The organism is Ulvibacterium sp., from assembly GCF_965228935.1.
In the GTDB taxonomy this organism is placed as follows: domain Bacteria; phylum Bacteroidota; class Bacteroidia; order Flavobacteriales; family Flavobacteriaceae; genus Ulvibacterium.
This window is the reverse complement of sequence record NZ_OZ245846.1, coordinates 5,633,187-5,645,583: the sequence shown is the minus strand read 5'-3', so window position 1 is coordinate 5,645,583 and position 12,397 is coordinate 5,633,187. Positions and strand designations below refer to the sequence as shown.

8 protein-coding genes and 1 pseudogene are annotated in these 12,397 nt (G+C 41.1%); 3 read left to right on the top strand and 6 right to left on the bottom strand.

Going from position 1 to position 12,397, the window contains the following annotated elements:
• Nucleotides 1-7: 7 nt before the first annotated feature.
• Both ACO06Y_RS23860 and ACO06Y_RS23855 read right to left on the bottom strand, forming a co-directional pair.
• Complete coding sequence (locus ACO06Y_RS23860; RefSeq protein ID WP_422081589.1) at nt 8-3,376, bottom strand: TonB-dependent receptor; 3,369 nt, start codon at nt 3,374-3,376, stop codon at nt 8-10.
• 188 nt (nt 3,377-3,564) lie between these two features.
• Nucleotides 3,565-4,704, bottom strand: coding sequence for a FecR family protein (locus ACO06Y_RS23855; protein ID WP_422081588.1), 1,140 nt, complete (start codon nt 4,702-4,704; stop codon nt 3,565-3,567).
• 176 nt (nt 4,705-4,880) lie between these two features.
• Here ACO06Y_RS23855 and ACO06Y_RS23850 point away from each other — a divergent pair, with 176 nt between their 5' ends.
• Nucleotides 4,881-5,426 (top strand): sigma-70 family RNA polymerase sigma factor, encoded by a 546-nt coding sequence (locus tag ACO06Y_RS23850; RefSeq protein WP_422081587.1) that lies wholly within the window; start codon nt 4,881-4,883, stop codon nt 5,424-5,426.
• A 140-nt stretch (nt 5,427-5,566) separates the two neighbouring features.
• On the opposite strand, the gene ACO06Y_RS23845 is transcribed toward ACO06Y_RS23850, so the two are convergent.
• The 4 genes and pseudogenes from ACO06Y_RS23845 to ACO06Y_RS23830 all read right to left on the bottom strand — a co-directional run bounded on the left by ACO06Y_RS23845 (nt 5,567) and on the right by ACO06Y_RS23830 (nt 9,181).
• The gene (locus ACO06Y_RS23845) at nt 5,567-8,011 is read right to left on the bottom strand and encodes an ABC transporter permease (RefSeq protein WP_422084215.1); all 2,445 of its coding nucleotides are present in this window, start codon (nt 8,009-8,011) and stop codon (nt 5,567-5,569) included.
• A gap of 39 nt (nt 8,012-8,050) precedes the next feature.
• Nucleotides 8,051-8,254 (bottom strand): annotated as a pseudogene (locus ACO06Y_RS23840) (permease prefix domain 2-containing transporter); the annotation flags it as partial.
• Complete coding sequence (locus ACO06Y_RS23835; RefSeq protein WP_422081586.1) at nt 8,247-8,573, bottom strand: PadR family transcriptional regulator; 327 nt, start codon at nt 8,571-8,573, stop codon at nt 8,247-8,249. The gene ACO06Y_RS23835 and the pseudogene ACO06Y_RS23840, both read right to left, overlap by 8 nt.
• Nucleotides 8,574-8,860: 287 nt before the next feature.
• Nucleotides 8,861-9,181, bottom strand: coding sequence for a hypothetical protein (locus ACO06Y_RS23830; protein ID WP_422081585.1), 321 nt, complete (start codon nt 9,179-9,181; stop codon nt 8,861-8,863).
• A 264-nt stretch (nt 9,182-9,445) separates the two neighbouring features.
• On the opposite strand from ACO06Y_RS23830, the gene ACO06Y_RS23825 reads away from it, so the two are divergent.
• Nucleotides 9,446-9,784, top strand: coding sequence for a PadR family transcriptional regulator (locus ACO06Y_RS23825; RefSeq protein WP_422081584.1), 339 nt, complete (start codon nt 9,446-9,448; stop codon nt 9,782-9,784).
• Nucleotides 9,765-12,392 carry an ABC transporter permease gene (locus ACO06Y_RS23820; protein WP_422081583.1) on the top strand — a complete coding sequence of 876 codons (2,628 nt, stop codon included), beginning with the start codon at nt 9,765-9,767 and terminating at the stop codon, nt 12,390-12,392. Before ACO06Y_RS23825 ends, ACO06Y_RS23820 begins: the two co-directional genes overlap by 20 nt.
• The last annotated feature ends 5 nt before the right edge of the window (nt 12,393-12,397 follow it).

Sequence of the window (12,397 nt, the reverse complement as noted above, 5' to 3'; positions counted from 1 at the left end):
GATTTTTTTAAAATTCAACATTTAGGCCAAGGGAATAACTCTTTAATACGGGTAAACCTGCTCCAGCTCCAAATCCTGCTCCGGTTTCGGGATCCCAGCCTTGCCAATCCGTCCAAGTATATAGGTTTTTGCCACTAACAAAAATTTTAGCTGTACGGATTCCTAATACATCCAGCATAGGACCGGGTAGGTTATATGACAGAGAAACGTCTTGAAGGCGGACAAAACTACGGGAGGAGTATGGCTTGGCCCCATTTGGGTTGCTAAGTTGTGCGCCAAATTGCGATGGCGTATCCAATCTTCGGTATCTTGCATTTGGATTTTCCGGCAACCAATAGTCAAAACCTCCGGAAGGAATGTTCTCGAAGGATAACTGTTCCCGAACCGAATGAAAACCATCATCACCCAAATAAAAATCATTGCCGCCTTGAATGGAGTTTATGAATGCATAAAGCGTGAAATCCTTGTATCGGAACGTATTGGCTATACCTATTCTAAAGGAGGGGTCTTCATAACCTATGACCCGCCGGTCGTCCAAGGAAGAAATCATACCATCTCCATTGATATCCCGTAATTTGTATGTCCCTGGAAAAAATCCATCCGGCAAGTTTCCGTTCGCCTCATCGGCCAGCTGCCACATTCCTATAATATCATAATTGAAAATGGAGTTTTGGGGTTCACCGATAAAGAGACCGTTACCGATCAAATCGTCTTCCCTTCCGTCTCCATTTTCATCGTTATCGGGCCCTAAAATAGAAGTAATCTCATTTCTGACCCTATTGAAATCTATGGACGTGTTCCAAGAAAAGTCTTTGCCATCTAGGATATTGGCCCTAAGAACTACCTCCAACCCATTATTCTGCACTTCGGCAATATTCGAGGTAATTCTATCAAATCCGGTAATCTCCGGTAGGGCTATATCGAACAGGATATTTTCGGTCTTATTATCGTAGTACTCGATACTACCACTTATCCTAGAATTCAATATGGAAAAATCAACACCGAAATTGGAACCTGTCGTGGTCTCCCAAGTCAATGCTGGATTTGCCAAGGATACTATTGCTATCCCCTGGGTCGGGGAGCCTCCATCGCCAAAAACGACAGCCGGCTCGGATTCCACACGGGCAAATGTTTGAAGTCTGGAAACACCTCGTCTACCAGATTGTCCATAGGATGCCCGCAACTTGAGGAAATTGAGCCAAGAAGATTCATTGACAAATGATTCTTCGGTGACCGTCCAACCGACAGCTGCCGTTGGGAATACACCAATTTTTTCATTTGCACCAAAGCCAGAGAAACCATCACGTCTTAAGGTTCCGGTAAAAAAGTACTTCTTTTTGAAATCATAAATTACCCGGGCCATTTGATATATACTGGATTCTTCTTCTTTTGTCGTGAGTATCTCATTTAAGGTGGGATCTCCGGCCTGGAGCCGGTTAAAACCGAGAACATCGACATCAAAATTACTGGCCTGAGTTTCGGTTCCGCTTAAATGTCTTTTTTCGACACCATAGAGCAAGGTTACCCCAAGATTATGGTTTTCATTAAAAGTCCTGTTGTAGGATACAATATTATCAAAGGTCCAATCCCAGTTTATAAAATGATCTTTGGAACCTAGGCCCGTGAAATCGGCCCCAAAGGCATTGAAGTTACTTTGGTTTATGGTCCTATAGGCGTTGGAGTAATTCATACGGTAGGTTAGGCCTTCCAAGGGAAGTTTTACATCCGCATAAATGGTACTGGAAAGGTTCAAACGAATATCTGAATCCTCCTGTTGATTGGTCAAAAAAGGATTTAATTGGTCAACCGGGTTGGTAATGAATTCCCCATTATCATCTCGGATTGGTGCCCATGGCTGTAATCTGAATATTGCCTCGGCAGAGGCGTTTGCCCCTGAAAAATCACTTACGACCGCAAAGGTTTGAGTTCCTATTTTCAACCAGTCGTTTATATTGACATCAAGATTAACCCTAAAATTATAACGCGTATAATCATCGTTCAACAAAATACCATTTTGATCGGTAATACCGGCAGAAAGAAAATAGCCTGTTCTTTCCGATCTTCCCCTAACACTTAGGTTATGGGTGTTCACCGTACCATTACGTGTAAGCAGATCCCACCAATTTGTATCTACCCCATTTCTAAATCCCTCATTCAGGAAGTTGGTCTTTAAATTGGGTGTAAAGTCATAATCGGGATTATCTTGGATGAAATCGGGAGCCAACTTGCTACCCTCGGCCCAAAAAATATCAGGATAAAACTCCGCATACTCTGCAGACTGCATGGGTCTAACATCATTGGCCGGGGTTTGAATAGAATAGCTTGACGTGTAGTTGATAATCGGCTTACTGGACACGCCTCCACTTTTGGAGGTGATAACGATTACCCCGTTGGATGCCTGGGAACCGTAAATGGCGGCGGAACTGGCGTCCTTAAGTATGTCTATGGATTGAATATCGGAAGTGTTTAGATCAACAAGGCTTCCTCTATATATAATTCCATCCAATACGATCAATGGTGCATTGTCCTCGTTTGCCGTTGACCGCCCATTTTCATCTACGCCGTTCAAGGTACTTTGTCCACGTACGGATAAGGTAGGGTTTTCCCCCGCAACGGTTACAGCGCCGATGTTTAATCCGGCCACAGCCCCTTGCAAAGCCTGTATTACGGACACGTTGGGGGTTTCCAGTGCACGTTCCAACTCGGCACTGGCCACTGCACCTGTAGCATCCTTTTTACTGACAGTGGCCCCATAACCTATTACAACCACTTCGTCAAGGCTTGATGTGCTTTCCACTAGGGCGATGTTTATGGTATCCTGATTGTTTACGGGAATTTCCTGGGTAGCAAAACCGATATAGGATACTATGAGTATTGCATTTTGATCGGATACGTTTATAGAGAAGTTTCCGTCAAAATCGGTTTGAGTGCCATTGGTGGTGCCCTTTTCCACAATACTTGCTCCCGGCAACGGTTGGCCATTTTCATCGCTTACGGTTCCCGAGATCGATTGCTGCACCATGTCGTTTAGAGGAACGCTGCCCGGGACATTGACCTCCGGCAACAACACGCCAAGCTCTTTCTTCGTAAGTATAACCTGGCGCCCACGAATTTTGTAATCCACCTCGGTTCCCCTTAAGATAAGGGGCAGTACATCGAATATCTTCTTCTTATGGACCTTTAGCGATATTTTGCGATTAAGGTCTATTTCATCACTTTCGAATAAAAATCGAAACTTGGAAATTTTCTCTATCCTATCAAGAACTTGCGAGATACTTGCATTCTCGAAATCTAGGCTTAATCTGGTCTTTTGAGAGTAGGTACTCGCTTGAACTTGAAGTAACGAAACTATTAACAAAAAAGTGGTCAGTTTCATTTTCAAATCTATTTTCGGAAGCCACCGATGAGGCCATCCGATTTTAGGATGTTTTTTCATATTTTTGGAATGATTAAATGATTTTGAAAGGTTGTTTAATTCACATTTTTAAATCGGGGAATGGTCTCAAGCATTTCCCGATTTTTTTGATAAGCTCACATCATAGGCTATGTTGTTTGAATAGGTTTCTAGTTAATTACGATTTCTTGATCGGTTATCTTGTATTCAAATGGATGAATCTCTTTTATGGACTTCAAAATATCATCCATGCTTTCTATGTCTACGTCAAAGCGAGCATTAAACTTTTTGTCCCTCAAAAGCAGGTTATTGTTTCGAATGGTTACGTTGTATCTGCGTTCCAATTTTTTGACCATATTTTGAAAATTGGAGTTTCTAAAGACGAGCTCTCCCTCTATCCAACCCGTATAAAGAAGGACATCTACTTCTTCAATTTCCGTGGCTTGGACTGTTTTGTTCCATGACGCTTTATATCCGGGTTTGAGAACCACAACATCACCGGGAACATTGGAATTGGTCATATTCACAGACCCTTCTACCAACACTGTCCTAATTTCTAGGTCTTCCGCATAAGAGGTAACATTGAATTCTGTTCCCAACACCTCTATGGCCACAGCGTCCGCATTCACAATAAAAGGACGATTCTTATCAGTTGCTACCTTAAAATAGGCCTCACCATCAATAAAAACTTCTCTTTTTTGTCCTTGCAAAAATTTTATGGGGTAGCGTATGGTGGTTCCGGAATTTAAATGGACCAGGGTGCCATCGGACAGTTCAACATCGAAAATCTTACCGTAGGGAATTTCCAGTTCATTGTACACCAATTCATCGATTTCGGTATCGGCAATATGGACAAGTTTGTTACCCTTCTGCTCCCCTACCACTTTACCTGAGGAGGAAACGAGTTTTTGCGTTTGCCCTTCATGTAGCACTTTTATGGCTTCCTGCCCGATTCTTAATTTAATCGATTCCTCCGAAATTTGTGTTTGCGTTTCAAGGTTTTCGTCCTTCAGTATAAAATAAAGCGTACCGAGTAGGCCTACAAAAATGGCAGCATACTTCAAAGCCGATTTCCACAACGGAATGATCCTAACCCTAGAATCCCCCAATTTTTCCCTTAGTACACGCCATTCCTTATGCTCATCCAAACTATCAAGGGATTTTAAGGCCTCCTCTACCAAACCTTCACTATAGAGATTGTATATGATTTCTTTTTCCTGCTCCGTAAATTCTTTGAGGGAATCCAAATCTATTTTTCCGGAAATATTGATGCTCTCTAATACTGATTTTAATTGTTCCTTATTTGGCATTCTCTAGGTTTTCTTTCTTTTATGTTATGAAAACCTTAAATTAGGGGGACAAAAAATATCTTTTTTTTGTTAATTTGATAATTTGACGATTTAAACAATACGGAATAATAGGCTTAAAAAAAGGAATAAAGTGAAGGAATTCCAATGTTCTCGCAAATTGAACAATAAGGGGCTTGATGAAAAAGCAATGGAAAGATAATACCAAGGAAATAGAACGGCTCTTTAAGGAACATTATGCTCTGTTGTACTTGGTGTCATTGGGAATTGTAAAGGACAGAGAAACCGCTAAAGATGTTGTACAGGATTTTTTCATATCCTATTGGCAAAAAAGGGAACACATCTCCCTAACGGTTTCTTTTAAGTCCTATGCCATCAAAGCGGTGAAAAATCTGAGTTTACTTTCAGTGAAAAAAATTGCCAGGGAAAAGTCGCTACTTCGGCATCTGGATGTTGGTAACTTTGAGGAACAGCAGGTTTCGACAGGATCTGACAAGAGCCTTAGATTACAAGAACTACTCAATAAACTTCCGGAAAGCAGAAGAAAAATTTTCATGTCTTTTGTTGTAAACGGGCAGAGCTACTCCGAAATAGCGGAAAACAATGGTATTTCCGTGAATACAGTCAAGACACAAATGAAACGTGCATATGCTTTTTTGCGAACGGAGGCTACCAAAGACGTATTGTACTTTTGTCTATTTATATTTTCCGTGCCGACATATTAATTTTTGCGATTCTATCCATTTAAAATTGGCCCAATGCCCATTGGTTGGGTAGATTTCCTGGTATCAAAAATGTTTGTTTCAGGAAACGTATTAACAGTATAAATACAATCGTAGAACTACTCCTGTAAAATACTCAGATCTTATTCTAGCCTTAAACTTTCAACTATATTGCTTCTTGCAGCCATTAAAAAATGGTAACTCATAGTAATGCTGGCGATTATAAGAGTTAAGACTACCGGAGTGAACAAAAGCCAAAAAGAAATGTCAATTCGGATTGCATAATGGGAAAGCCATTCTCGAAGAATAATCCAAATAATAGGAATACCTATTAAAGACCCCAGGGCTATCGGCTTAATAAAATCTTTTGAAAACAGCATTAAGATGGACGGGGTAGAAGCTCCGAGTACCTTTCTAACGGCAATTTCCCCTATGCGATTCAATGTAGTTACAAAAGATAGATTAAACAGCCCCAAGCAGGTAATGAATAGGGCCAGGATGCTAAATAGCAAAATTACCGTTCCGAAGGATCTGTCCGCTCTGTATTGTTGGTCGAAATAATCATCAAGAAAGAAAAATTCAAACGGATTACCAGGAAACATGGCCTCGTATTCCTTTTGAAGTGTATCTATAGTATCTGACAGATTCTTTGAACTTATTCTAAAGGAAACATATTTCCTGTTTCTCTCGGAATTTAAGAAGAAGGCAGCTGGCTCAACAGCATTCTTAAGGGAAACATGATGATAGTTATTTACAACGCCTATTATTTTTACCGCACCTCTGTTCGAAGAAATCAATTGGCCGATCGCATCTTTCGGCTTCGCAAAACCAAAGGATTTTACAAATTCCTCGTTGACAATAACGGTACTTTCATCCGTTTGAAAATCTTCCGAGAAATTTCTCCCACTAATCAGATTCAGGCCAAACATGGGTAAGAAGTTATAATCCACCCAAGCACTGGCATATTTTTTATGCTGTTCCCTGCTGGCGCCTGATGGGGCCATCATTGAGGTAGCATTGAACGGTCTACCGGGAATCTCGGATGAGGCCGTCATTTGTATGTAATCGGGATGACTAAGGGCCTCTTCCCTAAAGGATTCCAGAACGGAAGCATAGTTGTCCTTTGTTATTTTAGGCGCGTTTATAACTATGGTCCGATCTATTTCTATTCCCAAATCCTGATTCCGCATGAAATTGACCTGTTTGAAGACGGTGAACGTTCCTGCCAATAAAATAATCGAAACCGTATATTGAAATACCGTCATTCCCTTTACCAAAGAAATACCCTTAAATTTTTGCCCTATTTTCCCTTTTAAAGCGACTAATGGTTCGAAGGAAGACATAAAAAAAGCAGGATAAAGACCGGACAGAATGGCACCGAAAATGATAAACAGCACCAAAAAAGGTAGGAACTCACGATTACCAAGAAGAACGGATTCCATGGCCAACCCTGTTAATTCCTTGAACTTTGGAAATAGAACAAGGACCAAAACTATAGAAAGTAAGAAGGCAATACAATTGAGCACCAAAGCTTCCATGATAAATTGCTTGGCAAGCTGTCCCTTGGTTGCCCCGATAACCTTTCTTACACCTACTTCCTTTGCCCTCTTGGTAGCCCTGACAGCGGAAAGGTTTATGTAATTTATCCAAGCAATGGACAATACAAGAAATCCTATGATTATTAGAAAAGTAACCATTTTTGCATTGCCGTTGGTCTTTATTTCAAACTCCAAATCAGAATGTAAATGAATTCCCTTCAATGGTTGTAGGACGAATTGATCGGTAATTTCGGTTTCGGTGATATGCCGAACCCGATGTTTAACGAGAAAATCTTGAAACTTTCTTTCCAGCGAAACGGGATCAACACCATTTGCCAGCAGTATGTAGGTATACGCCACGTCTCCACCACCACCCGACCACATTTTATTGTTTCTATTTTGATATTCGGATAAGCTTTTTATGGGAAAGAGCATGTCAAACTTCATATGGGAATTTGACGGGATATCCTTAAGGACACCGGTGACGATGAAGGACTCATTGCCATCCACGGTGATTATCTTTCCCATGGGATTTTCCGTTCCAAAGTATTTGATGGCAACACTTTCAGTAAGAACTACCGAACCCGTATCTTTTAGGGCTTGCGCCGGATCTCCTTGGATTAAGGGGAATGTGAACATGGAGAGAAAGTTATCATCGACATAAAAAACATCCTCCTCCTTAAAGGTATTGGTTATTCCGTTATCGTTGGCATAGGTCACAACAAGGTTTCGTCCAAACAATCCGTTCATCCTAGTGAAATCCGAAATTTCAGGAAATTCCTCCTTAAGACTAGGGCCTGCATCGCGATACGTGATGGCCCTGCTGTATGTGGAAATTCCATTGGAGAAGTGATTATTCCCGATTCTATAAATTTGATTCCCTTTTTCATGGAATTCATCATAGCTGAGCTCAAACCATGCATAATTGAGTATTAGAAGAAAAGCGGTTATACCAAGCACCAATCCAAAAATGTTGACGCTGGCAAACGCCCTATTTTTTACCAGATTCCGAAAGGTAGTCTTGAGATAATAGCTAAAAAAACTTAACATGATGGGAAGGTTAAGGATGTTACTTGTTTTTTTAAAAGATGATGGCTTACAAAATAGGAGTACTTCTTTAATAAACATGAGCCGAGCTTTTTGATGGCCATACTTTTTGACCCTTATCGAGAATGCCTCATAAAGGTCTCCCTGGATCTCATTCAAAAGATGGGGTGAGCAATACCATTCAAGGAATCTATCGGCCCATTTAGGCGGATTCAAATCATGTTTGCTTGACTTTTTATTATCCATTTTGAACGTTCAGTTTTGGAATCAACGACCAAAAATGTATTCGGTTTTTCCGAATCTCCGCAATTACGTTGTAACCACGTGAGGTAGCTTCAAATATTCTTTTACGCCGCCCGCCCCGTTCGGGAGTAGCTCCTCCCATTTGGGATCTGACCAGTCCTTTTTGCTGCAACCTTTTTAAAACCGTATGGGTTGCAGGTATGGAAATACGCTTGCCTAAATGCCGTTCATAAGCTTCGGATATGGATACCCCGTAGGCCTCCTTTTCGATCATTACGATCAATAGAATGCTTTCTTCCAAATGTCCTAAACTCCGTATCATTTCATATATCATTAATTTTTGTATAACAAATATATATGTTTTTTGATATATATATATCATTAATATTTGTAGAAAATGATAGTATAATCTAATGTTTAACTAATAACCGAGACCTATTGTCATACAATTCTTGTTCGATTTCTTTAATCTGCCGATTAAAAATCGGGGTGAAGAAAGGAGCGGGGACTCCTAATTACATGTTAGTTTTAAAAACTCTCGGAATACAATTAACGCAATGATTTCAAATTCCGTTACTGGTCAAAGAAAAAGCAATTACTAGGATAAGACTAATCCTTAATAGGTATGGTGTTGCTCACCTCATAGAATTGGTTCGGAAAGAAATTCACGGTACAAAGTGTTATTCCTTCCATGGACAGTTCCATGTCAAAACTGATTCTAAGTCCCTCTTGTTTAAGGCTGTCTGGCAGGGTAGCCGTTATAATAAAATTCGGGGATTCTAAGTTATCGACGTCAATTCGAACGGCGAGACCATTGTTTTCGGTATTGCATGGGACCTCACCCAAAACGGTTCCTTCCTGATTTGTAACAAGAGTGTGTTCATCATCGGAGCAATTTGCCAAGAAAGGGCAAATAAAAAGAAAAGCCATTTTTAGTATCCGCCGATTTTTCATTGAAAAGTTAATTCTAAAGACTGTTCAAGGTCAATAATAAGATAGAGATTTTTTGAAATAGTTACGCTATCGGAATCAATAAATGCAGAGGTTTTATTAAACTTATTGGTCGTTATGCCAGATTTCTTTTCGATACTGGGGAAAAATTTTGCAGATATCCTTATACAATAAAAACTACATTTAAGTATTAAATTAGGTTCGAACAATAATATTAACTACATTTGAGTCAAATATAGGATTATGAGCAAACATCACCTGGGAGAATTTGAGGAAATAGTACTTCTTACCGTGGCCATATTATATGATGAGGCCTATGGTGTCGCCATTATCGATGAAATGGAACGACGACTGGACCGAAAGGTAAGTATCGGCGCATTGCAAACTGTTTTGAGACGCTTGGAAAAAAAGAGGTATCTCTCTTCCAGACTTGGGGAGGCGACCAAAATGAGGGGAGGTAAACGTAAACGATATTTTGCGCTGACTACCTATGGGAGAGAGATATTGGAGACCACCAGGGAACAACGGATGAATCTATGGAATGCCATTCCAAACTTGGATATTGGAGACAGTTATGCTTAAAAAGAACGACCATAATCCACCAAAATGGATACTCTCCTTTTTCCGTTGGTACTGCCGCCCGGATTATGTGGAGGATTTGGAGGGGGACCTTAGAGAAAGGTTTGGAAAAAGATGGGAAGAAAAGGGAAGAGGCAGTGCAAAGCGACTTTTTATATGGGATGTTCTACGACTCTTCAGACCGGGACTGATACGGTCGTTCCCAAGAACATCAAACATCTTTGATCGGGCCATGTTTAAAAACCATTTAAAGATAGGAATCCGAAATCTATTAAAACATCGGGTCTTTACCTTGATAAACATCGGTGGGATGACCATTGGAATGATTTGCTTTATTTTTATCTCCCTGTATATCCAATATGAACTAAGCTATGATGAGCATCATGAAAAAGCAGATCGGATCTATCGGGTGTCCCAGATTCAAAAGGGCAATAATTTTAGGGGGAGTAATCGTTTTGCAGTGGCCCCTATGCCTTTGGTGCCAACCTTAAAGGAACTTTTTCCAGAAGTGCAGGCCGCCACGACCCTTGGGGTACATGATGCCTTGTTTAGCCTTGGGGAACAAACTTTTTATGAACAAGGTTTGTTTGCGGACGAATACCTTTTTGAGGTTTTCACTTATCCTATCAAGGAAGGATTGGGAAAAGAGGCTTTGAGAGATCCGGATGCCGTTATTTTAACGGAATCACTGGCAAGAAAATACTTTGGGGAAGAATCTCCAATGGGTAAGACCCTACACTTTGAAAATGACCGACCGCTTACCGTAAAGGGGATCGTTGCGGATCCCCCTAAAAATCAACATTTTGATTTTGATTATATCACTTCCTTTCAAAACCTGCCTTGGTATCAGGATGATCTGGGTCGCTGGGGAAGCAATAATTATAGGGCGTATATTGTTTTGCCGGAAGGGTACAAGTATGGGGAATTGGAAGCAAAATTTGGGACATTGGACGCTTATCTGGAAACGGCGTACCAAGGATCTGCATTCCAACCCAAGTTTTTTCTTCAACCTTTACGGGACATACATCTACGTTCCCAAATCAATTTTGAAATTGGCGCCAATAGTGATATCCGCTATATTTACTTTTCCGCCTCCATTGCCCTGGTCATCTTGTTATTGGCCTCCATAAATTATATGAATCTGGCCTCCGCCCGATCGGCGGGACGTTCCAAAGAGGTAGGTATGCGTAAAGTATTGGGGGCCAAAAGGGGGCAATTGGTGAATCAATTTATGGTAGAGTCCTTTTTCATTACCTTTTTTAGTTTTGGGCTGGCCATTGGATTGGTCTACTTCCTATTGCCGCTATTTAATCAACTGATAGACCAGCAGATTTCCCTTGATTTAAAGGGCAATCGTACCTTGTTTGCGATTATGCTATCTATTGCCGTTGTATTGGGAGGACTTTCCGGACTGTATCCCGCCCTATTGTCATCCGCTATAACTCCCATAAAGGCCTTGAAGGGGGGATGGCTTAAAAGGGGAAAAGAGGGGGCTTTTTTACGTAATATATTGGTGATAGGGCAGTTTACCGCGGCTATCGTACTGGCAATAGCTAGTGTTGTCATTTATCAACAGTTGGAATATATCCAAAACAAAAAGTTGGGATATAGCAGGGATCAGGTAGTTTATGTTCCTTACCGACAAGTCGATTTTTATGAACGTAGGGATGCCCTTAGGGCGGAATTGTTAAAACATCCTCAAATCAAAAAAATTGCTTTTGCCAGCTCTTTACCCTTAAACATGGGGTCTCAGGGCATTGTGAATACATGGGAAGGAAATAATGGCCAGGAGAAGCTTTGGATCTATCGCAATTATATCGATTACGATTTTATCGATTTGTTCGAGATGTCCTTGGTAGAAGGTCGGAACTATTCCCCTGAGCACCCAACCGACTCTACGGCCAGCATCATTTTAAACGAGTCGGCGGTCAAGGCACTCGGTTGGGAGTCCGCAATTGGTAAGACCTTTGACAAAAAGCGGGTAATAGGTGTTGTTAAGGATTTCCATTTTCAACCCTTTGATTTGGCCATAGAACCCTTATTCCTTGCCATGGGTACCAAGCGTCGTAGTACATACGGTAATATTGTGATTAAAACGACCCTAAAGGATTGGGACAATTCCCTGGCCCACATTCAAAGAACGTTGAAAACCTTTTTGCCCCAAATTCCTATTGAACATCGGTTTATGGATGAATCCTTTAATCAACTATACCGATCCGAAAAGCGTTTTGGGGAACTCTTCACCCTTTTTACCGGTATTGCCTTGTTTATAGCTTGCATCGGTCTTTTTGGTCTGGTGACCCATAGCATATTGCTCCGTACCAAGGAAATCGGCATCCGCAAAGTGTTGGGTGCCACCATAACCGATATTGTGAGCCTTATCTCAAAGGGTTTTTTAAGACTTGTTCTGGTGTCCGCGGTTATCGCCGTTCCCATAGCGGGTTTGGGAATGGGAAGATGGCTTCAGGATTTCGCGTATCGGATCCACTTGGATTGGTTGATATTTGTAACCGTGGGACTGCTGGCGTTGGGAATCGCTTTTTTGACGGTAAGCACACAAACCATTAAGGCAGCCAACAAGAACCCTGTGCATACTTTGCGGGAGGAATAGATAGT